At 73.6% G+C, this 25322-nt stretch carries 22 protein-coding genes; 9 read left to right on the top strand and 13 right to left on the bottom strand.

The window, feature by feature from the left end; all coding sequences use genetic code 11:
- Positions 1-273: 273 nt before the first annotated feature.
- From F6W97_RS13365 to F6W97_RS13350, 4 genes are all read left to right on the top strand, one after another.
- On the top strand, positions 274-1293 hold the full coding sequence (locus F6W97_RS13365; protein WP_155370583.1) for a LacI family DNA-binding transcriptional regulator: 1020 nt from the start codon (positions 274-276) through the stop codon (positions 1291-1293).
- Between the two features lie 204 nt (positions 1294-1497).
- Positions 1498-3495 (top strand): endo-1,4-beta-xylanase, encoded by a 1998-nt coding sequence (locus F6W97_RS13360; RefSeq protein WP_155370582.1) that lies wholly within the window; start codon positions 1498-1500, stop codon positions 3493-3495.
- A gap of 145 nt (positions 3496-3640) precedes the next feature.
- A complete protein-coding gene (locus F6W97_RS13355) occupies positions 3641-4093 on the top strand; it encodes a MaoC family dehydratase (RefSeq protein WP_155370581.1) in 453 nt (150 codons plus the stop codon).
- Positions 4093-4524 (top strand): NUDIX hydrolase, encoded by a 432-nt coding sequence (locus F6W97_RS13350; protein WP_155370580.1) that lies wholly within the window; start codon positions 4093-4095, stop codon positions 4522-4524. The genes F6W97_RS13355 and F6W97_RS13350 overlap by 1 nt, the downstream gene beginning before the upstream one ends.
- 1 nt (position 4525) lies before the next feature.
- Here F6W97_RS13350 and F6W97_RS13345 read toward each other — a convergent pair whose 3' ends face one another.
- The 5 genes from F6W97_RS13345 to F6W97_RS13325 form a co-directional block, all read right to left on the bottom strand.
- Positions 4526-5647: a hypothetical protein gene (locus tag F6W97_RS13345; protein WP_155370579.1), complete on the bottom strand. Its 1122-nt coding sequence runs from the start codon at positions 5645-5647 to the stop codon at positions 4526-4528.
- 40 nt (positions 5648-5687) lie between these two features.
- Positions 5688-6125 carry a hypothetical protein gene (locus tag F6W97_RS13340; RefSeq protein ID WP_155370578.1) on the bottom strand — a complete coding sequence of 146 codons (438 nt, stop codon included), beginning with the start codon at positions 6123-6125 and terminating at the stop codon, positions 5688-5690.
- Positions 6126-6409: 284 nt separating this feature from the next.
- The gene (locus tag F6W97_RS13335) at positions 6410-7294 is read right to left on the bottom strand and encodes a MauE/DoxX family redox-associated membrane protein (protein WP_155370577.1); all 885 of its coding nucleotides are present in this window, start codon (positions 7292-7294) and stop codon (positions 6410-6412) included.
- 112 nt (positions 7295-7406) lie between these two features.
- Positions 7407-8012: a cell wall protein gene (locus F6W97_RS13330; protein WP_155370576.1), complete on the bottom strand. Its 606-nt coding sequence runs from the start codon at positions 8010-8012 to the stop codon at positions 7407-7409.
- A gap of 13 nt (positions 8013-8025) precedes the next feature.
- Positions 8026-8436, bottom strand: coding sequence for a septal ring lytic transglycosylase RlpA family protein (locus F6W97_RS13325; RefSeq protein WP_230686643.1), 411 nt, complete (start codon positions 8434-8436; stop codon positions 8026-8028).
- A 278-nt stretch (positions 8437-8714) separates the two neighbouring features.
- On the opposite strand from F6W97_RS13325, the gene F6W97_RS13320 reads away from it, so the two are divergent.
- Together F6W97_RS13320 and F6W97_RS13315 are read left to right on the top strand one after the other, a co-directional pair.
- The gene (locus F6W97_RS13320; RefSeq protein WP_155370575.1) at positions 8715-9503 is read left to right on the top strand and encodes a hypothetical protein; all 789 of its coding nucleotides are present in this window, start codon (positions 8715-8717) and stop codon (positions 9501-9503) included.
- Complete coding sequence (locus F6W97_RS13315; protein WP_155370574.1) at positions 9500-11335, top strand: glycoside hydrolase family 15 protein; 1836 nt, start codon at positions 9500-9502, stop codon at positions 11333-11335. The genes F6W97_RS13320 and F6W97_RS13315 overlap by 4 nt, the downstream gene beginning before the upstream one ends.
- Positions 11336-11411: 76 nt before the next feature.
- On the opposite strand, the gene F6W97_RS13310 is transcribed toward F6W97_RS13315, so the two are convergent.
- Positions 11412-12086, bottom strand: a complete 675-nt coding sequence (locus tag F6W97_RS13310; protein ID WP_155370573.1) for an esterase/lipase family protein — start codon at positions 12084-12086, stop codon at positions 11412-11414.
- A gap of 118 nt (positions 12087-12204) precedes the next feature.
- Between F6W97_RS13310 and F6W97_RS13305 the strand changes: the two genes are divergently transcribed.
- The 3 genes from F6W97_RS13305 to F6W97_RS13295 all read left to right on the top strand — a co-directional run bounded on the left by F6W97_RS13305 (position 12205) and on the right by F6W97_RS13295 (position 16962).
- The gene (locus F6W97_RS13305; RefSeq protein ID WP_230686642.1) at positions 12205-14970 is read left to right on the top strand and encodes a helix-turn-helix transcriptional regulator; all 2766 of its coding nucleotides are present in this window, start codon (positions 12205-12207) and stop codon (positions 14968-14970) included.
- Between the two features lie 175 nt (positions 14971-15145).
- Entirely contained in the window at positions 15146-16513 is a 1368-nt protein-coding gene (locus F6W97_RS13300) for a transaminase (protein ID WP_155370572.1), read from the top strand.
- The gene (locus tag F6W97_RS13295) at positions 16513-16962 is read left to right on the top strand and encodes an Lrp/AsnC family transcriptional regulator (RefSeq protein ID WP_155370571.1); all 450 of its coding nucleotides are present in this window, start codon (positions 16513-16515) and stop codon (positions 16960-16962) included. The genes F6W97_RS13300 and F6W97_RS13295 overlap by 1 nt, the downstream gene beginning before the upstream one ends.
- 112 nt (positions 16963-17074) lie before the next feature.
- Here F6W97_RS13295 and F6W97_RS13290 read toward each other — a convergent pair whose 3' ends face one another.
- The 7 genes from F6W97_RS13290 to F6W97_RS13260 all read right to left on the bottom strand — a co-directional run bounded on the left by F6W97_RS13290 (position 17075) and on the right by F6W97_RS13260 (position 25321).
- Positions 17075-17839 carry a class F sortase gene (locus F6W97_RS13290; RefSeq protein WP_230686641.1) on the bottom strand — a complete coding sequence of 255 codons (765 nt, stop codon included), beginning with the start codon at positions 17837-17839 and terminating at the stop codon, positions 17075-17077.
- Positions 17820-18332 carry a hypothetical protein gene (locus F6W97_RS13285; RefSeq protein WP_155370570.1) on the bottom strand — a complete coding sequence of 171 codons (513 nt, stop codon included), beginning with the start codon at positions 18330-18332 and terminating at the stop codon, positions 17820-17822. The genes F6W97_RS13290 and F6W97_RS13285 overlap by 20 nt, the downstream gene beginning before the upstream one ends.
- A 70-nt stretch (positions 18333-18402) precedes the next feature.
- Positions 18403-19713 carry a vWA domain-containing protein gene (locus F6W97_RS13280; RefSeq protein WP_230686640.1) on the bottom strand — a complete coding sequence of 437 codons (1311 nt, stop codon included), beginning with the start codon at positions 19711-19713 and terminating at the stop codon, positions 18403-18405.
- A 116-nt stretch (positions 19714-19829) separates the two neighbouring features.
- Positions 19830-21008, bottom strand: coding sequence for an AAA family ATPase (locus F6W97_RS13275; protein WP_155370568.1), 1179 nt, complete (start codon positions 21006-21008; stop codon positions 19830-19832).
- A gap of 64 nt (positions 21009-21072) precedes the next feature.
- Positions 21073-22722 carry an ankyrin repeat domain-containing protein gene (locus F6W97_RS13270; protein WP_155370567.1) on the bottom strand — a complete coding sequence of 550 codons (1650 nt, stop codon included), beginning with the start codon at positions 22720-22722 and terminating at the stop codon, positions 21073-21075.
- Positions 22719-23861: a leucine-rich repeat domain-containing protein gene (locus F6W97_RS13265; RefSeq protein WP_230686639.1), complete on the bottom strand. Its 1143-nt coding sequence runs from the start codon at positions 23859-23861 to the stop codon at positions 22719-22721. The genes F6W97_RS13270 and F6W97_RS13265 overlap by 4 nt, the downstream gene beginning before the upstream one ends.
- Positions 23858-25321: an SDR family NAD(P)-dependent oxidoreductase gene (locus F6W97_RS13260; protein WP_155370565.1), complete on the bottom strand. Its 1464-nt coding sequence runs from the start codon at positions 25319-25321 to the stop codon at positions 23858-23860. Before F6W97_RS13260 ends, F6W97_RS13265 begins: the two co-directional genes overlap by 4 nt.
- Position 25322 lies beyond the last annotated feature (1 nt).

Genomic DNA, 25322 nt, shown 5'->3' with positions numbered 1-25322 from the left:
AAGGCCAATACGCCGACGACACCGCCCGAGTCCTCGCCTACGTCGTACTCTCCATGATCCCCGCCCTCGGCTTCTACGCCATCGCCGAACGACAACTCATCGGCGGCCTCGCCGGCAGCGTCAAGGGTTGACGGCGGGCCGGGTTCTTCCGGTATATTTCCGCAACTTCCTGCGACCGGAGCGGGGGAGTGACGGCGGGAGCGTGCCCCGGGTACGCTCTGCCGCGCCGAAACTTTCCGGTCGTAGGCTGAAGCGGTGACGAAGGAGCTGCCCGTGGCTGCGGAAGAGACCCGCAAGATCACCATTGCCGCGATCGCGCGCCTGGCCGGGGTGTCCGTGCCGACGGTCTCGCGCGTCATCAACGGCCGCTCCGACGTCTCCCCGCAGACCCGCGAACGCGTCGAGGAACTGCTCACCCGCCACGGCTACCGCCGCCGCCCGGCCAGCATGCGCACCAGTTCCGGACTGATCGACCTCGTCTTCAACGACCTCGACAGCCCCTGGGCCGTCGAGATCATCCGCGGCGTCGAGGACGTCGCCCACGCCGCCGGCATCGGCACCGTGGTCTCGGCCATCCACCGCCGTTCCGCCTCGGCGAAGCAGTGGATGGACAACATGCGCGCCCGCGCGACCGAGGGCGTCATCTTCGTGGCCTCGGCCCTGGAGCCGCCGCTGCAGGCCGAGCTGCGCCGCCTCAACATCCCCGTGGTCATCGTCGATCCGGCGGGGGTGTCGACGATGGACGCTCCGACCATCGGGGCGACGAACTGGGCCGGCGGCCTGCGCGCCACCGAATACCTGATCGGCCTCGGCCACACCCGGATCGGCTTCATCGCCGGGCCGCCGCGCCTGATGTGCAGCCGGGCCCGGCTCGACGGGTTCCGGGCCGGCCTGGAGTCGGCCGGGCTGCCCGTCGATGACGGCCTGTTCTACCAGGGCGACTTCTACCACGAGTCGGGCTACGCGGGCGGCACCCAGCTGCTGGCGCAGGCCGACCCGCCCACCGCCATCTTCGCCTCCAGCGACCAGATGGCCCTGGGCGTGTACGAGGCGATCCGCCGCCGCGGCCTGCGCGTGGCCGACGACGTCAGCGTCGTCGGCTTCGACGACCTGCCCGAGGTGCGCTGGTCGTCCCCGCCGCTGACGACCGTCCGGCAGCCCCTGGCGGAGATGGGCATGGTCGCCGCGCGCACCGTGCTGCGCCTGGCCCAGCGCGAGAAGATCGAGAGCCCGCGCATCGAGCTGGCCACCGAGCTGGTGGTACGGGACAGCACCGCGCCGCCGCGCTCCTGATCAACCGATAGTTTCCGGAAGTTATTGACTTACGGCGATGGTGGAGCGCAGGATTGGGAGCGCTTCCATTGATGTTCGCCGTGTCCTGTAACGAGTGTCCTCCACCGCCGGCGTCCCCTGCCCGGACCAGACGCCTTCCGTACCACGCGGGAGAGGCACTCCGGGGCACCGCATTGACGCTCCGCCATCACGAGGAGGACACCCATGACGCCCCCACGCGTCTCCGTCCACAGAGCACGCCGCCGTATCACCTCGCTCGCCGTCCTGGCGCTGGTGTCGGCGTTCCTGCCGGTGCTGTCGGCAACGCCGGCCAGCGCCGCGACGCCGCTGCGCACCCTGGCCGCGGCCAAGGGCAAGTTCATCGGCTTCGCCGGGGCCACCAGCCCGCTGGCCAACGAGGCCGCGTACCGCACCATTGCGCAGACCGAGTTCAACCAGATCACCGCCGAGAACGCGATGAAATGGGACGCCACCGAGCCCTCGGACAACAGCTGGAACTACAGCGGCGCGGACCAGATCGTCAACTTCGCGGTCGCCAACAACCAGATCGTGCACGGGCACACCCTGGTCTGGCACAGCCAGACGCCCAGCTGGGTGCAGAGCCTGGGCGCGACTGCGATGCGCACCGCGATGCAGGACCACATCACGACCCTGGTCGGCCGGTACGCCAGCAACACCGCCGTGCAGTCGTGGGACGTCGTGAACGAGGTGTTCGACGAGAACGGCGGCTTCCGGTCCAGCTTCTGGTACAACACGCTGGGCCAGAGCTTCATCGCCGACGCGTTCCGCTACGCCCGCGCCGCCGACCCGGACGCCAGGCTGTGCATCAACGACTACAACGTCGAGGGCATCAACGCCAAGAGCACGGCGATGTACAACCTGGTCCAGTCGCTGCGGGCGCAGAACGTGCCGGTCGACTGCGTCGGGTTCCAGGCCCACCTGGCCACGCAGTACGGCTTCCCGAGCGACCTGCAGCAGAACATGGCGCGCTTCGCGGCGCTGGGCGTGCAGGTGCGCATCACCGAGCTGGACATCCGCATCCAGACCCCGCGCACCGCGGCCAAGGACACCACCCAGGCGCAGTACTACACCAACGTGGTCAACGCCTGCCTCGCGGTGACGGCGTGTGCCGGCATCACCATCTGGGGCTTCACCGACAAGTACTCCTGGGTCCCGGACACGTTCCCCAGCGAGGGCTTCGCGCTGCCGTACGACAACAACTACGCCGTCAAGCCCGCGTACACCGCGATCAACACGGCACTGGGCGGCAGCCCGAACAACGACACCCAGGCCCCGACGACACCGAGCAACCTCGCATCCTCGGGCGTCACGTCGAGCAGCGTGAACCTGTCCTGGACCGCCTCGACCGACAACGTGGGCGTGTCCGGATACGACATCCTGCGCGCCCCCGGCACCTCCGGTGGCACGTTCGCGCAGGTCGGCACGTCGACGACGGCGTCGTTCGGGGACACCGGCCTGACGGCGAGCACGGCGTACCGCTACCAGGTCCGGGCGCGGGACGCGGCCGGGAACACCTCGGCGGTGTCGAACACCGTCACGGTCACCACGAGCGGCGGCACCGGCGACACCCAGGCCCCGACCGCGCCGACCAGCCTGGCCGCGGCGGGCACGACGTCGAGCAGCACCAACCTGTCCTGGACCGCCTCGACCGACAACGTCGGGGTCACCGGGTACGACATCCTGCGCGCCCCCGGCACCTCCGGTGGCACGTTCGCGCAGGTCGGCACGTCGACCACGACGTCGTTCAGCAACACCGGGCTGACCGCCAACACGGCGTACCGCTACCAGGTCCGCGCCCGTGACGCGGCCGGCAACGTCTCCGCGGTGTCCAACACCGTCACGGTCACCACGACCGGCGGCGGCACCGGCGGCGGCTGCTCGGTCACCGCGACCGTGCAGACCCAGTGGACCGGCGGCTACGTCATCCAGCCCGTCACCGTCACCAACACCGGCACGTCGGCGATCACCAGCTGGACCGTCACGTTCACGCTGCCGTCCGGCCACGCGCTCGTCGGCCAGTGGAACGGCGTGATCACCACCAGCGGCGGGACCGGCACCGCGAAGAACGCCGCCTACAACGGCAACCTCGCACCCGGCCAGAGCACCACCTTCGGGTTCCAGATCAGCCGTCCCAACGGCGACAGCAGCACGGCGAGCGGCTTCACCTGCACCACGCCGTGACGAACACCGGATCACGGCTCTCTCCCTTCGGGCCGTGATCCGCCCTCGACGGGCTGCCCGACGGCGCGGGCAGCCCGTCTCCACGTCCGGGTAAGGTCGCGGCGCTCTACGATCTGCTGGTCCAGCCGTGATCCGGAGGTACGCCGTGAAAGTGTTCAGTTCCGCCGCCGAGCTGACCGACGCCGTCGGGCAGAGCATCGGACCGGGCCCCTGGCACCCGGTCGAGCAGTCCCGGGTCGACACGTTCGCCGACGCGACCGGCGACGACCAGTGGATCCACACCGACCCGGCGCGCGCCGCGACCGGGCCGTTCGGCGGGACCATCGCGCACGGATACCTCACCCTGTCGTTGCTGCCGCTGCTGGTGCGCGACCTGTACCGGTTCGAGGGCGCGCGCATGGTGGTCAACTACGGGCTGAACAAGGTGCGCTTCCCCGCGCCGGTGCCGGTCGGGGCGTCGGTGCGGCTGTCGGCGCAGCTCGTCTCCGTCGAGGAGGTCACCGGCGGGGTGCAGGTCACCGCGCGGATGACGGTCGAGACCGATCGCTCCGACAAACCCTGCTGCGTCGCCGAGACGGTGACCAGGGTGTTCTTCTGATGAGGCGGATCACCAAGGTCGTGGCCTACATCGTGCGCGACGGGAGGGTGGTGGTGTTCGCGCACGGCGACCACGACACCCTCGCGCTGGCGGGTCTCCAGGTGCCCGCGGGCACGGTCAAGCCCGGTGAGCTGCCCGAGGACGCGGTGCTGCGCGAGGCGTACGAGGAGACCGAACTTCCCGGCCTGCGCCTGGTCCGCTACCTGGGCGTCGGCGAGTACGACGCCCGCCCCTCGGTCGACGCCGTGCACGTGCGCCACTTCTACGAACTCGCCGTCGACGCCGACGAGGTGCCCGAACGCTGGACGGCGTACGAGACCGGCGACGGCGCACACGACCCCATCCGCTTCGACCTGTCCTGGATGCCGCTGGACCAGGCGCACGTGCTCGCCTTCGGGCAGGGCTCCCACCTGGGCCGCCTGTTCGACTGAGTCACCGGGACGGGGCGCGCCGCCACACGTGCAGGTCGAACCCGTCCAGGGTCACCCAGCGCCCGCCGCCGATGCCCAGCGGGTGGTCCCGCACGTGGTGCGGGTAGCTGATGCCTTCGCTGCCCAGCGTGGTGACGTCGACGAGCCAGTGCCGTACCGGCTCGTCGCCGTGGCTGCGGCTGGTGGACGCCACCATGACGCGATCGTCGACAAAGCCGTGATGCATGAGATCCCAGCACAGGTGGTCTTGGGCGGTGTCCGCCGGATCGCCGTGCGGTGGCAAGCCTGCGAACAGGGTGCCGAGGACCGTGCCGTCGGGGTACCGGTGCACGGTCAGCTCGTCGGGGTCGGCGTGGCCGATGCTGACGAACGTGTGCCCGTCGGGCGACGCGCCGATCAGGACCTGTTTGCCGTCGGACAGGTGGTGTACGTCGAGGACGCCTTCATGCAGCCGTCCCCAGAGCAGCGGGGAGCCGTCCTGGCCCTCGCCGACGCCCAGGCCCATCGCCGCCGGGTCGGGGTGGGGGACGTGGTGCGAGCCCGCCGCGGCGGTGCCGGTCCGCGCGCGGGCCAGGACGCGGCCGTCGGCGGCGGCGAGCACCAGCCAGGTTTCGTGGCCGTGCCACCGGTCGTGCTCCTCAGACAGGTCGTCGCCGGGCAGCGGGCCGCTGACGTGCGCCCACACCGTCGTGCCGTCGGCGCTGATCCAGCTCGAACCGCTGTCGGGGTAGCGGTGCTCGGGGTCTTCGGCGTACTCCGCATACGACACGTGGTGGGCCAGGCAGAAGCTTCCCCAGCAGGAATGCCGGACCTCCCAGCGAAGGCGCCCGCTCGGTTCGACGGCCTGGACGGTGTGCAGCCCGGGGAAGACGGCGAAGGCAAGGTCGGGGCTCACCGCGAGGACTCCACCCACGTCGCGGGGCCAGGGGGCGGGGAACACGGCGGCGGGCGTCCGGTCGCCGGCGCGCAGCCGGCCGAGGTGGTACACCGTGAGCTCGGTGTCCCGGCGCACCAGCACCAGCGGCGGGCGGCCGGGCCCGGTCAGCAGCTGCGGATGGTCGTCGACGCCGGGTTCGCCGGGCACCCGCACGGATCCGGCCGGCTCTGCCGTCACGTCGTTCACGCCGGACATGATCGCAGGCCGGTGGGACATCGGGCGGAGGTCAGTCCCAGTCGAGGCCGAGGAGCAGGTCGAGGAAGTCGGCGAGGCGCTGAGGCCCCCGGCAGACCAGCCGGTGTGCGACGTCGTCGCAGGCCCAGCGGGCTTCGAAGCCGCGCCAGGTGGTGCCGGCGCTGACCCGTACCCGGTGCGGGCCGAGGTTGATCCGGGCGATCTGCCGCTCCAGGGTGTCCTCGTCGAAGCCGAGCACGGAGTGCAGCTGGATCTCGGTGGCGCCGCGCCGGTAGGCCGTGAAGCGCTGGGTCGGGGTGCTGATCCGGCTGTCCGGATCGGCCAGCCAGGCGGCGGGCAGCTCGGGCAGGCCCGGCCACGTCTCGGCCGTTCGCCTGCCGCGCCCGGCCAGCAGCGGTGCGGCCGCGGTCAGCGCCGTGGTGGCGTGACGCAGGGCGGAGGCGTGGAGCGGGGGGACGGTAGCGAGCACGGTGACTCCCGGAGGTCGCGGCGTACGCGACTCGGGGTGGGGAGCGCGACGCGGTGTGGCGGCGGGGGTGGTCGCCGCAGGAGCCCGACGCTGCGCTCGTCCCTACAGTTCACACCACCGAAACCCGCCACGCCCCCACTAGCCCACTCTCCGGGAAACCGGATTCCACGCCGCCCGCCGGCCTGTGTGCGGGCGAAGATCGCTGTTTCGTGTCAAAACCTGAGGTCAGGCCGCAGATCTTGACACGAAACAGCGATCTTCGCCCGGCGCGGCGAGCCGCCGGGTCAGGCCGCGGCGGCCGCCGGGGAGGGGAGGACCCAGTCCGGCTCGGGGGAGTCGGGAGGGGACTCCAGGGTGAGCAGGACCTGGCCGGTGGGTTCGTCGACCAGGACGACCCGTACCGCGGCGGGCTGGTAGCGCAGGCGGGGGACGGCGTAGACCGCGGCGACCTCCTGGCCGTGGTGGCGGGCGGTGAAGACGAGGATGCGCCAGTCGTCGTCGTCCCAGTGTTCGCGCAGGTCGGAGGTGAGCAGTGCGGCAGTCTCCCGCCACACGGGGCTGCGGTGCAGCTGCTCCACCGTGGAGTCCAGCGGCACGTCGAAGCCGCCCGCCGGCAGCGGCCGGGTCACCTGGACCTTGAGCTGGCGCAGCCGGTCGAGCCAGTGGCGGTCGAGCTCGGGGGAGAGGACGACCAGCAGGGCCGTCTCGGCCAGCAGCAGTGCGGCGGCGGGCAGCGGTCGGCCTCGCAGCACGTCGAACCAGCTCCCGGCCGCGGGCAGCGCGAGCATGCTGGCGGCCAGTAGGGCACCGGTGCGGGCGAAGGAACGCCACCGCACCGGGGTACGGGTCGCGGACAGGCAGCCGCACGACGAGTCGGGTGCGGCGACGCGGGCGTACGCCAGGTAGCCGGTGAAGCCGAGCGACAGCGCGGCGGCGGCCAGCGCCTCGGCGGGCAGCGCGGGTGGGGCCAGCAGGACCAGCGCGAGTGCCGCTTCCCCCGCGCCGACCAGCCGGTACGCGGGCAGCGCGCGGGTGTCGCCGACGAGCTTGGCCAGTGCGCTGCGCCCGGCAGCCGCGGCGGCGTGCGGGGAGAGCAGTTTCAGCCGGGCCGACCAGAGCAGCACGATGCCGAGCAGCAGCGGCTGCAGCGGCGCGATCCACGAGATCATCGATCCTCCGGGGTGTCGAAGGGTGTCGTCGGGGGCGGGCGGACGCTCGGGGGTCGGGGGCGTCCGCCCGGGTCGGGTGGCGCCGGCCGGGGTCCCGGCCGGCGCCGCGGGGTCAGGCGGCCGCGTACACCGTGGCGATCTCGACCTCGTTGGTGTCGGGCACCCAGGCGCCGATGACCTGGACGTGCTTGCCGACGCGCAGCATCGACATGTCCGACACGGCGGGGGTGTTGTTGTAGCGGGCCGCGGACGTGCCGGGCACCAGGTGTCCGACGATGCGCTTGCCCTTGTGGTCCAGGTGCAGCAGGTTGCGGCCGATGGCCGCGATGTGGGCGTGCACGTTGACGATGTTGACCCACACGGAGTCGGCGGCGAGGGTGCCGTCGGGCAGGCGCAGGCCGCGGGCGTACAGGCCGTCGCCGACGGCGACCTGGTCGAAAGTGGTGGGGCGCAGTTTCCAGATGCTGGTGCCGCCGGTGATCCGGATGCGCCACAGCGCCAGGTCGGAGCCGGTGACGAACAGCATCCCGGCGCTGATGCCGGTGATGCGGCCCTCCGCGAAGTTGGGGTCGGGCGCGCCGGGTTCGACCGCCTGCTCGCCGGGCGCGGCGAAGGCGGCCTCGGGCGCCAGGGAGCCGAGCGCGGTCGCGCCGGCCAGGGCGGCGCTGCCGACGACGGCGTTGGTGAGCAAGCGGCGGCGGTCCAGGTTCTCGGTCATCTCGGTCCTCCGCTCACACGCTGTCGACGCTGCAGGGCTGCAGGCCGGAGGAGAGGCTGGCGATCTGGCTGTACGCCGCCGGGGTGAGGTCGACGATGCGGTTGGTGCCGCACACCGAGCCGCAGCAGGCGCGCTCGCCGCACCACAGGTCGGTCTGCGGACCGCAGTCGGCGATCGTGGTGCCGATGCGCTTTCCGTTGCACCGGTTGGTGGTGTAGTGCCGGAAGCCGCACCCGCGTCGCGTCATGCTGATGCCGCAGGTGTCGGGCCGGGTGATGTTGAAGCAGGCGGCCGAGGCGTTCGGCCAGGCGTGCTGGTAGCTCCCGCTGTTGCAGGTGCCGCAGGCCCCGTGTCCGGCGGTGCCGCACGGGCCCCAGGAGTTGCCGCAGCAGAACCACGACATCGTTCCGGTGAGCGCAGCCACTGTCCGTCTCCTTCCATGGTGGGGGTGTTTACCAGGAGATCGGCGATGGGCCCATCGACGTTTGTCGAATATCATGGACGGCGGAGAGCTACGCAGTCAATCCATACACTGAAATATTTCTTCATTTTTGCCATGGGGCGGCAGGGAGCGACCGGAACGAAAAGCAGCGGTTACCGTGCACCGCGTACGTACAGCCGCATCTCGGCACGTTTCTCCTTCCGCCGGCCCCCGTGCCGCGACCGGGCGCGATGCGGCGCGCACCGGCGTACGCTGCAGGAATGGACGCGACGCGGGCGGGCGTCGGCAGCGACCCGCTGGCCCATATCAATGTCTCCCGGCTCCGCTCGGAGCTACGGGCGGTGCAGGCGCTCGGCACCACATCCGGGGCGATGCAGGCGTGCACGGTGAGCGCGGACATCCGCCAGGCCTACGGCACGGCGCTGCGCGCCCGCGACGAGGCGGCGGCCTACCTGCACGGCAACCGGGACTGGACGACCGAGGACCTGGCCGAGGTGATCTGCGGCCACCGCGCCGACGAGCGGCGGGTGCGCCTGATCGCCGAATGGTCGACCACCCCGCCGCACCTCTACGACGCCGGGCACGAGCTGCTGCACCGCCAGCAGCTGGCCAGCGAGCTGCGCGACCTGCTGTCGGAGGCCCGCGCCACGGCCGTGCGCCACCTGCGCGAAGCCGAGCTGATGCTGCCGACCGACCCGCTGACCCGGGTGCACAAGGCGACCGACATGGTGCGCTTCAGCAGCTACCACCTGGACGTGGTGGCGGCCAACCGCAACCTGTACGCGGCCAACCTGGTCGTGCACCACGAGTGGGAGCTCGACGAGATCGCGGAGCTGGCCGACGCCGCCCCGGCCGCGATCGAAGGCGCCTTCGACGCCGCCCGCAGCAACCCGCCCTCCGACGCCGACTCCCGCTCGGTGCGCGAGCTGGCCGCGATCGCGGCGGCCATCGCGGCCCGCCGCAGCCACTGGGAGTCCGCCCGCCAGGAGGCCGTGGCCGAGTGCCTGGCCGCGGGCGTCGACCCGGACCTGATCGCCGCCCGCGTATGAGCGGCGTGCCGATCGCCGACCACGCCCTGCTGTCGGACTGCCACAGCGCGGCGCTGGTCACCCGCGACGGCTCGGTGGACTGGCTGTGCTTCCCCCGGTTCGACAGCCCGTCGGTGTTCGGCCGGCTGCTCGACGACGAGGCCGGGCACTGGTCCATCGCCCCGGCCGGGCCGTACACCGCGACCCGGCGCTACCTGGACTCCACGCTCGTGCTGGAGACGACCTTCCACACCCCGACCGGCACGCTCGCGGTCACCGACGCGCTGGCGACCGGGCCCAACGAGCACGGCCACGGCCACGATCTCGGAGTGCACGCCCCCCATCTGTTGATCCGCTCGGTGAGCTGCCGCGACGGCGAGGTCGACGTGCGCGTCAGCTACCAGCCGCGCCCCGAGTACGGCCTGCTGCGCCCGCTGCTGTCCCCGGTCGAGGGCGGGCTGACCGCCCGCGGGGGCGCGGAGTGGCTGGTGCTGACCACCCCGGTGGACCTGCCCACCCGCAACTGCGACGCCGACGGCGGGCTGACGCTGCGGGTCGGCGACGAGGTCTGGTTCGCGCTGCACCGCTCGACGCTGGAGCAGGAGCCGGCCCGGGTCTGGTCGCAGGACGAGCTCGCCGACCAGCTCGCCGACACCGTGCAGGCCTGGCGGACGTGGTCCAAGCCGCACCAGAACTACGAGGGCCCGTGGCGCGACCTGGTGCACCAGAGCGGCCGGGTGCTGCAGGGGCTGACCTTCCGGCCCAGCGGGGCTATCGTCGCCGCGGCGACCACCTCGCTGCCCGAGGGCGTCGGCGGCGAGCGCAACTGGGACTACCGCTACTCCTGGGTGCGCGACGCGAGCTTCACCATGGAGGCGCTGTGGGTCGCCGCCTGCCCCGACGAGGCCGACGACTTCTTCGCCTTCATGACCACCGCCGCGGCCGCCGCGATCGGCCCGGAGACCCCGCTGCAGATCATGTTCGGGGTGGGCGGCGAGCACGACCTGTCCGAGCGCACCCTGCCGCACCTGCGCGGCTGGCGGGACAGCCGGCCGGTGCGGGTCGGCAACGGAGCCTGGAACCAGCAGCAGATCGACGTGTACGGCGAGCTGCTCGGCGCGGCGTACCGGCTGGCCGACAAGATCACCGGGATGGACGACGACATGCGCTCGTTCCTGGTGGCGCTGGCCGACGCCGCGGCCGTGCGCTGCCACGAGACCGACCAGGGCATCTGGGAGGTGCGCGGGCCGGCGCGGCACTTCGTCTACTCGAAGGTGATGTGCTGGGTGGCCCTGGACCGGGCGATCAGGCTGGCCGAGCGGCTCCAGGCGCAGGACCGCGTGCCCGGCTGGACCGCCGCCCGCGACGAGCTGCGCGAGCGGGTGCTGCGCGACGGCTGGAGCGAGACCGCCGGGGCGTACACGCAGTACTTCGGCTCGACGGACCTCGACGCGTCGTGCCTGATGATGCCGATCGTGGGCTTCCTGCCCGCCGACGACCCGCGCATGCTCGCCACCATCGAGGCCGTCGCCGACCGCCTCACCGACGACCGGGGACTGGTCTACCGCTACCGCACCTCCGGTGGTGTGGACGGCCTCGCCGGGGAGGAGGGCACCTTCCTGCTGTGCACCTTCTGGCTGGCCCAGGCCCTGGCCGAGGCGGGCCGCGTGAACCGGGCCACCGAGGTCTTCGAACGCGCCGCCGCGTACGCCAACGACGTGGGCCTGCTCGCCGAGGAGATCGACCCGCACACCGGTGAGCTGCTGGGCAACTTCCCACAGGCGTTCAGCCACATCGGGCTGGTCAACGCCGCCTGGTCCATCACCCAGGCCCGCCACCGCGCCGCCCTCTGACCCGCCCCTGGACGAAGGAAGGGCGCCTTCTGATCGCTATGCGATGTAGAAGGCGCTCTTCCCAACGTCTGGCAGGTCAGGACTTGAGGAGGGTGCGGACCTTCTGGGAGACGGGGTCGCTGACGAGCAGCCAGGCGTGCTCGATGCAGCCCACGTTGGTGTTGGTCGCGCCCGACAGGATCGTGCTCTCGTCGGGGTTGATGAACTCGTCGCAGTTCGACCAGTAGGTCTGGTAGCGCACCCCGCCCGGCGTCTCGTCGCCGGCGTTGAGGTCGCGCAGGAAGGAACTGGACGGGGCCATCTCCGCGCAGGAGGTGATCAGCCATGAGCAGATCGGGGTGAGGTTGGTGCCGTGGTTGGGCCCGCCGAGCGACACCCACTGGTCCACGTACGATGTGCCGCCGAGGAACTTCAGGTACCACCGGGAGTTCAGGCTGCCCATGGAGTGCGCCACGATGTCGACCTTCGCCGCGCCGGTCTGCGCGCGCACCGAGTCGACCAGGGAGCGCAGCTGCGCGGCGGTGGCCTTGTTGGACTGCGCGATGTCGTACGACATCGCGAACAGCCGCCCGCCGCTCCACCCGTCGGCCTTGAAATCGGCGATCATGTCGTTCCAGTTCCAGGCCCCGCCCTTGTAGCCGTGCACGAAGATGACCGGATCGCGTTCGGCGGCCTGGGCGGGCGACGGCGCGACCACGACCATGGCGAGTACGGCGCACAGCGAGCTGAGCAGACCGGCTGACTTTCGCATCTGTCCTCCTCGATGGAGTGGGGTGGGACAGAGCGTGCGTGATGTCGTGCGTGCTTCGCATCCGTGAAACGACGCATCGGTCTTTCGCGGAACGTTAACTTGTGAGTAACTTCTGGACGTGACCCCGCTCGCGAGCCCGCCGCTGCACGGCCGCGACAGCGCGCTGCTGTCGCTGACGTCCTTGTTGGACGGCGCGCGAGCCGGGTGCGGCGGGGCGCTGCTGCTGCGCGGCGAGCCTGGGTTCGGCAAGACCGCGCTGCTGGCGTACGCGATGGGCGAAGCCCCGGACTTCCAGGTGCTGCCCGGGTGCGGAGTCGAGGCGGAGGCGGGCCTGGCCTACGCGGGCCTGCACCGGCTGCTGCGGCCGGTCGCCCGGCGGGTGCCCGAACTGCCCGCACGGCAGGCGCAGGCGCTGCGCCGGGTGCTCGACGGCGAGGCCGGCGAGGCCGACAGCCGTGGCTGCCTGCTGCCCGCAGCGCTGCTCGCCCTGCTGGTCCTGCTCGCGCGGGACGGGCCGGTGCTGGTCTGCGTGGACGACGCAGACCTGCTCGACCCGCCGTCGCGCGAGGCGCTGGCCTTCGCCGCCCGGCGGCTCGGCGCCCCCGAGCCGGGCGAGGCGGTCGTCATCCTGCTGGCCTCCCGCGACGACGACGAACTCCCACCGCCGGGCCTGCCCGTCCTAGAGCTGTTCGCACTGGACGACACGGCCTGCGCCGCGCTGGTCGACGACGTCGCGCCCGTCGCCGTGGCCGAGGGGGTGCGTCTGCGCCTGGCCGCCGCCGCGGCGGGCAACCCCCAGGCCGTCACCGAGCTGGCCGCCGCGCTGACACCGGACCAGCTACGCGGGGTGTGCCCGCTGCCGGAGCCGCTGCCGCCCTGCGCCGGGCTGCAGCGCGCATTCCTGCGCCGGGTCCGGCACCTGCCGGAGCAGACCTGGCAGCTGCTGCTGATCGCCGCGGTCGAGGACGAGATGGACGCGAACCTGCTGGTCCGGGCCGCCGACGAGGCCGGCCTCGACCTGGCGGCGCTGGAACCGGCCGAGTCGGCCGGGTTGCTGCGCGCCGGCCCGGCCGGCGTGGCGTTCCGCCATCCCCAGGTGCGCGCCGCGATCTACCAGTCCGCGCCGCTGGCCCGCCGCCGCGCCGCGCACGCGCTGCTGGCCCGGCTGCTGGACGCCACCCGCCATCCGCTGCGCCGGGCCTGGCACCGGGCCGCCGCCGGCCTGGCCCCCGATCACGAGCTGGCCGAGGAGCTGGAGTCGGCGGCCGCGTCCGCGCGCCACCGCGGCGGGTTCGCGACCGCGTCGGCGGCCTACGAGCGCGCGGCCGAGCTGAGCACCGGCGACGACGGGGCCAAGGCGCGGCGGTTGGCCGCGGCGGCCCGCGACGCCTGGCACGCGGGCCGCTCCGCACGCGCCCGTGACCTGCTCGACCGCGCCCTGCCGGTGGCCCCGGGCGCGGCGGCCCGCGGCGAGCTGGAGCTGCTGCGCGGCGACATCGACCTGCGCGACGGCCGGGCCACCGAGGCGTACGAGGCACTGCTGACCGCCGCGCACCGGCTCGCCCCGATCGATCCGGAGCTGGCCATCCGGGCCATGATGCGGGCGGGCGAGGCAGGGGTCTACGCCGGTGACCATCGGCGTTTCCTGCAGGCCGCGGCGATGGCGGCACCGCTGCGCGGGGCGGGCTGCTCGCCGCAGGCCACGGTGATGCTGGACTACCTGGAGGCGCTGTCGGCGATCTTCCTGGGCCGGTTCGGCGCGGCGCTGGCCCCGCTGCGCGCGGTGCTGGAGGGCGCCCCGCGCATCGACGATCCGTCCGCGCTGATCTGGGCCAGCATCGCCGCGCTGATCCTCGGCGACAACGCCCAGGGCCGGGTGATGGCCGCCCGCGCCGTCGCGATGGCCCGCGGACGGGGCGCGCTGACCATGGTGCCCAAGGCGCTGGAGTTCAGCGCGTACGCCGAGTTCTGGACCGGGCGGCACGCCGCCGCGACGGCCAACGCCCTGGAGGGCCTGCGCGCCGCGACCGAGACCGGTCAGGGCAACGGGGCCTGCCACCACCTGGCCGCGCTGGCCATGCTCGACGCGATCCACGGCGACGAGCAGACCTGCCGGCTGCGCGCCCGCACCGCACTGGACCGGGCCGGCCTGTACGGGCTGGGCCTGCCCGCCGCCCTCAGCACCTGGGCGCTGGCCTTCCTCGACCTGTCCCTGGGCCGCCACGCCGACGCCGCCGGCCGCCTGCGCGGGCTGGCCCGAGCCGGGCCCGGCCAGGGGCACATGGCGGTGGCGGCGCTGTCGGTGCCGACCTACGTGGAGGCCGCGGTGCGCACCGGGGCGACCGAGGCGGCGCGGGCCGCGTTCACCACGTTCGAGCCGTGGGCCGACAGCACCAGCAGCCCCGACAACCTGGCGCTCGCCGCGCGCTGCCGGGCCCTGCTCAGCGAGGGCGGCCAGGCCGAGGAGCACTTCCGGGCAGCCCTGGAGCTGCACGCCCTGGGCGACCGCGCGTTCGAGCGGGCCCGCACCGAACTGCTCTACGGCTCACTGCTGCGCCGCCGCCGCAAACGCGCCGAGGCCCGCACCGAGCTGCGCAGCGCGCTGGAGTCCTTCGAACGCCTGCACGCCGTCCGCTGGGCCGACTGGACCCGCGCGGAACTGCGCGCGACCGGCGAATCCGCCCGCCCCCGGCTCGCCGAGCCCGACGGCGAACTCACCCCGCAGCAACGCCAGATCGCCCGGCTGGCCGCCCAGGGCGCCACCAACCGCGAGATCGCGGCCCAGCTGTTCCTGAGCCCGCGCACGGTCGAGCACCACCTCGGCAACATCTTCGCCAAACTCGCCGTCCGCTCGCGCGTCGAACTGGCCAACCTCCTGCCCTGACCGAAGGCCCCGCGAAGCAGGACAGCTCCTAGCCAGATTGCAACAGCCCCGAGCCAGAGCAAGGAAGGGCACCTTCACATCGCTATGTGTAGAGGAAGGGCACCTTCTTAACGCGGGTTTCAGATTTCAAAGCTTAGGCGCTCGATCGCTTTAGAATTCGTGTTACGGTGCGCGCATGACCACCCTTGATCGTAGTCGGGTGAGCGCCCTGGTGGACCGGGAACGCGACGCCTACCGCGCCGGGCACCCCGAGTCGCTGCGCGTGCACGAGCGGGCCGAGCACCTGTTCGGCCGGGTGCCGATGACGTGGATGAGCAAGTGGTCCGGCGGCTTCCCGCTCGCGTACGCCACCGCGCACGGCAACAAGATCACCGATGTGGACGGCCACACCTACCTCGACTTCGCGCTCGGCGACACCGGCGCCATGGCGGGGCACAGCCCCCGGGCCACGGTGGCCGCCGTCCACCGGCGCATCGCGGTCGACGGTGGCATCACCACCATGCTGCCCACCGAGGACGCCGAATGGGTCGGCGCGGAACTCACCCGCCGCTTCGGCCTGCCGCGCTGGTCGTTCACGCTGTCGGCCACCGACGCGAACCGCTGGGCGGCCCGGCTGGCCCGCCTGGTCACCGGCCGGCCGAAACTGCTCGTCTTCTCGTACTGCTACCACGGCTCCGTCGACGAGACCTTCATCGTGCTCGGACCCGACGGGCAGCCGCGCAGCCGCCCCGGCAACGTCGCCCCCGCCGTCGACCCGACGCAGACCACCCGCGTCGCCGAGTGGAACGACCTCGCCGCCGTCGAGCGCGAACTCGCCCACGGCGACGTGGCGGCCATCCTCACCGAGCCCGCCCTGACCAACATCGGCATCGTGCTGCCCGAACCGGGCTTCCTGGACGGGCTGCGGGAGCTGGCGACCAGGTACGGCGCGCTGCTGATGATCGACGAGACGCACACGGTCTCGGCCGGTCCGGGCGGCATGACCGCCCGCGACGGGCTGCGCCCGGACGTGTTCGTGATCGGCAAGTCGCTCGGCGGCGGCATCCCGTGCGGGGCGTACGGCCTAACCGCAGAGATCGCCGACCGGGTGCACCGGATCACCGCCACGGGCGGCGCGGACATCGTCGACGTCGGCGGCGTGGGCGGCACCCTGGCCGGCAACGCGCTGTCGCTGGCCGCGATGCGGGCCACGCTCGACGAGGTGCTCACCGACGAGGCGTTCGCGCACATGATCCGGCTCGCCGGCGACTACACCGAGGACGTGCGGCGCATCCTGGAGACCGCTGCCGTGCCGTGGTCGGTCACGCAGCTCGGGGCGCGCGCGGAGTACCGGTTCACCAGCCCCGCGCCGCGTACCGGCGGGCAGTCCGCGGCGGCCGCCGACGACCTGCTCGACGAGTACATGCACCTGTACACGCTCAACCGCGGCATTCTCATGACGCCGTTCCACAACATGGCGCTGATGTGCCCCGACACCTCCGACGCCGACGTCGCCCGGCACTCCGAGGTGTTCGAGCAGGCCGTCGCGGAGCTGGTCGGCTGATGGAGCTCGACGCGACCGACAAGGCGCTGATCCGGCGGCTGCAGGTGGACGGGCGGGCGTCGTACACCGACCTGGGGCAGGAGGTCGGGCTGAGCGGTCCGGCCGTACGTCAGCGCATCCAGCGGCTCACCGACGCGGGGGTCATGCAGATCGCCGCGGTCACCGACCCGCTGAAGACCGGCCGGCCGGTGATGGCGCTGCTGGGCATCCGCGTCGACGATGACGCCGCGGCCGTGGCCGCCGCGCTCGGCGAGCTGGACGCCGTGGTCTACCTGGTCGCCACCGCCGGCTCGTTCGATCTGTTCGCCGAGGTCGTCTGCGCCACCATGGCCGACCTGTCCACCCTGATCAACGACCGCATCCGCCCGGTCCCCGGCGTGGCCGCGATCGAGTCCTTCCCGTACTTCGGCATCCACGTCCACCGCTTCACCTGGGGCGTCCCGGACTGACCGCTCGGTCCCGCCCCGCCCTGCCGCCCCGCCGCCGCCGCGGTGATCATGAAGTTGTGGCAGGGACACGCCGTCGAGCCGTGCCATAAGTTCATGATCAACCCGAAAGCGCTCACCCCGGGGAGCGGGCGGGGCGGGTTTTGGTGAGGGTGGCGAAGACGACGATGTTGTTGAGGTAGTTGCGGTCGGTGCGGTCGTAGGGCGGGCCGCAGGTGACCAGGCGCAGGCCCATGTCGTCGGTGGAGCCGTAGACGCGGTGGGCGGGGAAGTCCTCCTTGGGGAAGGATTTGACGACGTCGACGGTGAAGGTGGCGAGTGAGCCGTCCAGGCGCTGGACCTCGATCTTCGTGCCGGGTTTGAGGGAGCCCAGTTGGAAGAACACGGCAGGGCCGCTGGTGCGGGTGTCGACGTGGCCGACGATGACGGCGTTGCCGCGCTCGCCCGGGCTGGGGCCGTAGCGGTACCAGCCGGTGAGGTCGGGGTGTTTGAGCTCGGGCACCTGCAGGCTGCCGTCGAGGTTGGTGCCGACGGTGACCACGACCGCGTCCACCTTGATCGACGGGATCTTCACCCGTACCGGCGCGGACCGGTCCAGCGGCCGAATGCCGCGCGCGTCGGGCCGCCGGTCGGTGTCGACGAGCTGGTAGCGCCCCGAGGCGTCGTCGGCGGGTTGCGGCGGCCCGGCGGGGGTGATCAGGAACGCGGCGGCGATCAGCCCGATTCCGGCCAGCGCCGCGCCGGCCAGCAGCAGGACCGTCCTGCGCCCGGTGCGTCGCGCGCCGCGGTGGCGGCCGCGGCCCGGCAGGAGTTCGGCCGCGGACAGGACCTCGGGTTCGGGAGCGGCCTGGGGTGCCGGGTCAGGCGCAGTGGTGGCCACGGTACCTCCGGCTCCGGACCAGCATCACCAGACCGCCCAGGGCGGACACGGCCAGCAGGCCGGAGCCCGCGCCGAGCAGAGCCCGGCTGGGGCCGTCGGAGGTGGACCCGCCGCCGCCCGCCGGCGCGCCGGTCGGCGAGACGACCAGCGTGCCGGCGCCGGTCTCGCCGTCGCTGCAGGTGACGTTGAGCTGGTACGTGCCCGGCAGGGTCGTCGACGGCACGGTGAGCTCGGCGTTGAACGCACCCGGCCCACCCTCGGTGTACGGGTTGAGCGTGATCTCGGACGGCCCGCCGATCGTGGTGCCGCTGACCGACGCGGAGGACGCGCCCGCGCCGCAGTACGCGGCGAGCGTGAACGCGCCGCCCGGGGCGACCGCGGACGGGTTGACCGTGACGTCGGCCGCGGCGAGCGCCACCGACGGCGAGACCAGCGTCGCGGCGGCGACGCCGATGGCTGCGGACAGGGCCGCACGCCGAAGAGACGTACCCATGGCTGCTTTTCCTTCCCCGAGATCCGAAGATCTTCTGGGTATTACCAAAGCACCCTTTGCCGGACGCAGCTCACGTTTTGCCTGAAGTCATGATTATCGGGATGGCCTCGATCCAGGATGGAGGCTGGGGCGCGTCCGCGCCGACCAGACCGGCGATGATCCGGGTGCGCGACAGGGCCGCCTCCGGCCACGGCGTGTACCCGTCGGTCAGCACGATCACGAAGTGCGGCGGCTCCGGCACGGCCAGCGCCGCGCTGATGCCGACCCGCATGTCGGTGCCCCCGCCGCCGGCCAGCACCACCTCGCCGACCGTGGACACCCGCCGCGCGGCGTGCACGTCGGCGTCGCAGGCCAGCACGGCGACGCGGTTGCCGCGTACGCCTACCGCCCGCAGCACCCCGCCGACCTCGGCCAGCACCGCGGCCAGGTCGTCGTCGGACATCGAGCCGGAGGTATCGATCACGATCGCCACCCGCGGCAGCGGCCGCCGCAGGCTCGGCAGCACGATGCCCGGCAGCGCCGCACCGCGCCGCGACGGCCGCCGATAGGTGTAGTCGACCGCGCCGCCCGCCCAGGCCGCCGCCTCGCGCACCGCCCCGGCCAGGGCCTGCCGCCAGTCGATCGTGGGTTCGAGGACCTGCTCGGCCCAGCGCTGCCAGCCCGCGGGCACCGTGCCGCGGCCCCGCGCGTGGGCCCGCACCGCCTGGGCTGTCTGTCGCCGGATCGCGTCGGCCTCCACCCCGCGCACCGCCGAGGCGCCCGCCTCGGGCAGGTCCCACGGGGACTGGTGGCCGTGCGCGCCCGAGCCGCACTCGACGGGCGGGCAGTCGCAGGCATCACCCGCGTCGCCGACCGCGCCACCGGCCCCCGCGGCGGCGCCGGTGGCGGCTGCGGCGCAGCGGCCGCGGCAGCGGGGGGAGGCGGGTAGTGCGGGCAGGTACTGCTCGAACAGCCGGCCGGTGGGCAGGCCGTACAGCGACGGGTGGATGCGCCCCTCGGGCAGCGGCAGCCCGTCGGCGACCAGGTCGTCGTTGATCTCGCAGTCCTGGGCGAGGTTGACCCGGTAATGGTCGGCGCGCTGGTCGGCGGTCAGCCGGTCGGCTCGGCCGTGGTGGTCGCGCAGCAGGTGCGCCACCTCGTGGATCCACACCCCGGCGAGCTGCTCGACCGGCGTGTCGTCGACGAACGCGGGGGAGACGTAGCAGCGCCAGTGCCGGTCCACGCCCATCGTCGGAACCCGGTCGCTGGGCACCACGGTCAGGCTGTACAGCGCGGTGGCCAGGTAGGGCCGGTCCCCGGCGGCCCGGAACCGGGCAGCCAGCAGCTTCGCCCGGTCGAGTGGCCGCCGTGCCCGCACGGGCGGGTCCCCTGCCGCGGGCACGCCCGGCTCCGGCGGCCGACCGGCATCCGCCGAGGAAGGGTCCTCCGCCGCGGGCACAACCGGTTCCGGCCGTCGGCCCGGGCCCGCCGCGGGCGGGTCCGCCGGAGGGACGGTGGTCATCGTGCGGCCGGGAGCATGCCGGACAGGCTCAGCACCTCGACGAAGGCGTCGATGGCGGGCGGCACCGGCCAGTCGGTGTCGCGCAGCGCGGCCAGGTCCAGCGCGGCCCGCGCGGCGACGTCGGGCACCCCGGCGTCGACCGCCTTGGCCAGCACCACCCAGCCCGCGTCCCAGCGCTGGTGGGTGGTGCGAGCCTGCACCGCCGACACCACCGCGGTGAGGAACGCCAGCTGCCGGTCGCCCCGCTCGGGCAGCGCGAACGCCTTCGGGTCGGCCAGCACCCGCTCCGGATCGGGCAGGTCCAGCTCCTCCAGGTACGTGCTGAACTCCAGGCCCGCGCCGTCGCCCACCGCGCCGACCAGCGCGGTGGTCAGCGCGTCCCGGCCGGTGTCGGTGGCCAGGTGGAACGCCAGCAGCCGCAGCGCCATCTCCCAGCTGCGCGGCGACGGCCACGCCCCGCCGCGGCTGTCGGCGTCGCCGGGCAGGTGGTGCACCAGGCCCGGCCGGGCGGTCAGGAAACCCGCGACCGTGCCCCGGGCGCGGGCCACCGCGCCCGCCATCCGTCCGGAATGGACCACGGGCACCGTGATCGCGGGCCAGGTGCCGGCCAGGCCGCGGGCCACCACCCGCGGGTCGTGCGTCCAGTGCAGGTGCACGAACCGGTTGGCCAGCGGCGGGCTCAGGTGCCAGCCGTCGGCGGCGCTGGCCGGCGGGTTCGCCGCGGCGACGATGCGGATCGACGCGGGCAGCTCCAGGCTGCCGACCCGGCGCTCCAGCACCACCCGCAGCAGCGCCGCCTGCACCGCGGGCGGCGCCGACGACAGCTCGTCGAAGAAAAGCAGGCCCTGCCCGCTGCGGGCGAGCCGCACCGCCCAGTCCGGCGGGGCCATCGGCACCCCGTCGGCCGCCGGATCGTCGCCGACGATGGGCAGGCCGGAGAAGTCCGAGGGTTCGTGCACGCTGGCGATCACCGTCTCCAGCGGCACGCCCAGCCCGGCCGCGAGCTGCTGCAGCGACGCGGACTTGCCGATGCCCGGCTCACCCCACAGCAGCACCGGCAGGTTCGCCGACACCGCCAGCGCCAGCGCCTCCACCCGAGGGTCGGCGACCGGCTCGCTGCGCCATGCCCGCGTCGCCGCGATCAGCTCGTCCGCCGTCCGCAAAGCCTCGCTCACGCGTGCTCCTCGCTTCGCTCGTCACGCGCGGCCACGCCGCCCGTGGTTGTCCGGCTGCGCTCGCTCACGTGCGCTCCTGGATGTACTGCGAGATCAGCTTGAGGTCGCCGTGACCCTCGCCGCTCTCCTGCTCGTAGTACTCGAAGCCCTTGTACTCGACCAGGTCCGTGACCGAGGTGCCGTTGTCGTCCTCGGCCTTCGGGTCCGCACCCGCCTGCAGCAGCGCCAGCACCAGCGCGGGTGTGCCCACCCAGCCCACCGCGACGTGCAGCGGGGTTCGCCGGCGGTGGTCGCGGGCGTCGACGGGCAGGCCCGCGGCCAGCAGCCTGGGCAGCAGCACCTCGTGGTCCAGGCAGCGCAGCAGGTGCAGCAGCGTCGACCCGCGGCCGTCGCGCACATGCGGGTCCAGGCCCGCGTCGAGCAGCGCCAGCAGCGCGTCCGTGTCGCCGTGCAGGATGGTCTGCATCAGCTCGCGCCGCTGCTGCCGCAGCGCCCGGGGCAGCGGAGTCCTACCGTCGGTCCAGCCCTGCTGGGCGGCGAAGCAGCCGGCCACCTTGCCGCCGAGGGCCCGCAGCGCCTGCTCGCGCTGCACCTCCTGCGGCGTGTGGTCGAGCGGGACGAGCCGCCCGCCGGCGTTGTCGATCCGGTGCCACTGCCCCCGGCAGCGCACCCGCACCGGCCCGAACGCCGGGCCGCGCGCCGCCGCGACGCCGCCCGGCGCGTCCGGGAACAGCGCCGCGCGCACCAGCGGGTGCAGGTCCGCGGGCGCGATCAGGCCGCGGTACAGCAGTTCCAGATCCGGGGGTACGCGGTACACCGGCTCGGCCAGCACCGGCAGGTCGCTGCGGCGCTCGTCCTCGCCGAGCATCCGGACCCGCACCGTGTCGCCGTCCGGGGTGAGCAGGAAACGCAGCCGCCAGTCCGCGTTGAGCACCACGCCCTCGGCGGCGTACCGCCGGGCGAGCAGGCGGACCGCGGGGGCGAGCGCGACCAGGTGCATCCGGTGCCCGGTCACCTGCTCGCGGGTCACCTTGTAGTGGCTGTACCGGGAGGCGGGCAGCGTCTCGTCGAGCGCCAGCCCGGCCTCGTGCCAGGCCTCGACGAGCTGGTCGGCGGCGAGCCGGGCGGCGGAGCGCTCGGCCCGTGACGGCGCGCCGTCGCCGGTGGCCGTGGCGAAGTCGGCGAACGGCACCGGCACGCCGTCGGGGGTGAGGAAGGGCAGCCGGGACGCGTCGCCGCCGTACGCCTGCCGCAGCCCCGCGGCCTCGTCGGCCTGCCACAGGTAGCCGGGCAGTTCCGGGCCGGGCGCCTTGCCCAGCGGCGCCGCGGTGAGCCGCAGCCGCTGCGAGCCGTCGACGGTCTTGGGCAGCTCGACCTGCAGCGCCACGGTGTCCTGGCCGACCTTGCCCAGGTCGGGCGCGAGGGTGAAGGTGAGGCCGGTGGCCAGGCTGGTGCGCCCGCCCAGCGCCCGCGGCAGGTGCCAGCGCAGCAGATCGGGCGCGAACCTGGTCAGGTCGGCTTCGATCCGCTCGGCGGCCTCGGCCCCGTGGGCGCGGGCCAGCTCGGCGAGGTCGACGTCGGTGTCGACCCGACCCGCGGCACAGGCTGCCCGCCAGTCGCCGGCGAGCCGCCGGTCCGTGCATTCGGCGATCATGCTGGGTGGCACCGCGTAGCGGCGCACCCGCTGCCAGACGGTCAGTTCGGGGTCGGTCACCGGTACACGCTCGCGATCGCGCTGATGTCGGGGTGGGGCTGCTCGGCCGGGCCCAGGGTCGCCGCGGCCAGCCGCCGCAGCCGGCGCGGCACGCCGTGGTTGATGCCCAGGTAGCGCAGCGGCATGTCGTCGTTCAGGGCGGCCAGCAGCAGCTTCGCGCCGCGCCCGGTGATACCGGTGAAGCGCAGGTCCAGCCGCCGTAGCCGGCTTGCGGGCAGCGCCGCGGCCAGGGCCGCTGCCCCGGCGTCGCCGACCGTGTTGGGCTGCGCGCCCAGCGCCCGCTCCGACGGCGGCCGGGCCAGGTCCAGCGCGGTCCACGCGCCCAGCCGCGCCGCCAGCGCGCCGACCCCGGCCGGGGTGAGGCCGTTGCCGCCCAGGCCCAGCGTCATCGGCAGGCCCTCGACGGCCTCGCCCAGCGCGGCCGCGCCCTCGTCGCCGAGATGGTTCGCGGCCAGGTAGAGCTCGCGTACCCGGCCGTCGCGCACGATCGCCGACAGTGCGGGCACGGCGTCGCGGGCCAGCCCGTTGCCGCCGAGGAACAGCCGCTCCAGCGGGATGGACCGGTGCGCCAGCACCTCGGCCAGGGCCTGCAGCCCGCGCCGGGTGAGGCCGGTGTTGACCAGGTCCAGGGTGCGCAGCGTGGTGTTGGCGGCCAGGGCCGCGCACAGCCGGGCCACGCCGCCGTCGCCGATCGGGTTGCGCTTGAGCCACAGCGCCCGCACCGTCGTGTCGTCGGCGAGCCGGTCGGCGAGCGCGCCCGCGCCGTCCGCGTCGATGCGGTTGCAGCCCAGGTAGACGGTCTGCACGTGGTGGCCGGGCGCGAGCGCGTCGGCGACCGCGCGGGCCCCGTCGCTGCCCAGGCCGTTGGTGCCCAGCAGCAGGTGGGTGGCGTGCGGGAAGCGCACGGCGGCCTGCACCACCCGGGCCGCGACCTGCGGGCCGAGCCCTTGCTTGCACAGGTCCAGGCGGCCGTCGGGTTGCAGCGTGCCGCGTGGGAAGTCCTCCGCCGCGGCGACCCCGGCCGGGTCGGCGAGCCGGGTCAGCAGGGCGTCGAAGTCCGCCGGGTCGGCCAGCCCCGCCTCCGGGCGGCTGATCGCCGGGCAGCGCACCGGGTTCGCGGGGGTCTCGTGCTCGGTCACCATGCCACCTGCCGGTAGTCCTTGAGGAACGCTCCGTGCACCGGGTCGCCGGCCTCGGCGCGCACGATCGGGTCGTACACCCGGGCCGCGCCGTCGATCACGTCCAGCGGCGGCCGGAAGCCGGCCTCGCGCTGGGCCTGCTTGTCCGGGTGCGGCCGCTCGTCGGTCACCCAGCCGGTGTCCACGCTGTTCATCAGGATGCCGGCGCGGTGGTAGTCGTCGGCCAGCGTCCGGGTCAGCATGTTCAGCGACGCCTTGGCCATGTTGGTGTGCGGGTGGCGCTGGGTCTTGTTCTCCCGGGAGAAACTGCCCTCCATCGCCGACACCTGCACCACGTGCCGCACCGGGTGGGGTGCGGCGGCCAGCAGTGGGCGCAGCCGGGAGGTCAGCAGGAAGGGCACGAAGGCGTTGACGACGTGCACCTCCAGCCATTCGCGCGGGCTGACGTCGTGGGCGTGCAGCGTCCAGCTGTTGACCTCGCGCAGGTCCAGCGGCTGGCCGGTCTCGTCGGTGTGCCCGGCCGGGAACAGCGCCTGGGCCAGTTCGGGCAGCACCACGGCGGTGTCCGGCCGGTGGCGGGCCGCCGTCGTGCCGATCCCGGCGGCCGGGCCGGTCAGCGGGAGCAGCTCGGCCGCCCGCACCTCGCGGTGGTACGCCGCGGGCCGGTGCAGGGTCTGCGCGGCGTTGTTGACCAGGATGTCGAGGTGGTCCCAGCGAGCCGTGACCGCGTCGACCAGGCCGAGCACCCCGGCCAGGTCGAGGAAGTCGGCCCCGTGCACGTGCAGCCGGTGCGACCAGTCGGCGGCGTCGGGCAGCGCGGCGAAGCGGCGGGCCGCGTCCCGCGGGAACCGGGTGGTGACCAGCACGTCCGCGCCGTCGCGCAGCAGCTTCAGCGCGATGTGAAACCCGATCTTGACGCGGCCGCCGGTGACCACGGCGCGGCGGCCGGTGAGGTCGCAGCGGGCGTCGCGGCGCGCGCGGTTGTGCTCGGCGCACGCCGGGCACAGCTGGTGGTAGTCGCCGTCGACCTGCCGGAACGGCTCCTTGCACACGTAGCAGCGGCGTGGGCGGTGCAGCAGCGCCCGCGCGGGTTCGGGGTGGGTGCTCCCGCCGCCGTGGGGCAGCGGGCGGTGCGCCGCCGCGGCGTGCGGGATCTCCTCGCGGTAGCGGCTGGCCGTGGCCAGCAGTTCCCGGTCGATCTGCTCACGCTGGGCCGACCGGTCGGCCTTGCGGCGCTTCTTGCCGCCGCGGTGGGCCTCGGCGACCGCCCGCTCGACGGCCAGCGCCGCGGGCCCGTCCAGGTCGCCGCGCCTGGCGGCGGCCAGTACCCGCAGGCAGATGTCGAGATCGGACGGTGTGACCGGCTCGGGCGGCGCCGTCGCATCGGGCGTCGGCGCCGGGCCGGGTGGGGCTGCCGCGGGCACGCGTGCCGCCGGCACGTCCGTGCTGCTGTGCGGCATG

Source organism: Catellatospora vulcania (genome assembly GCF_009720385.1).
GTDB lineage: Bacteria > Actinomycetota > Actinomycetes > Mycobacteriales > Micromonosporaceae > Catellatospora > Catellatospora vulcania.
Note: the sequence above shows the minus strand (reverse complement) of the source record. Positions and strands in the feature narration are given on the sequence as shown.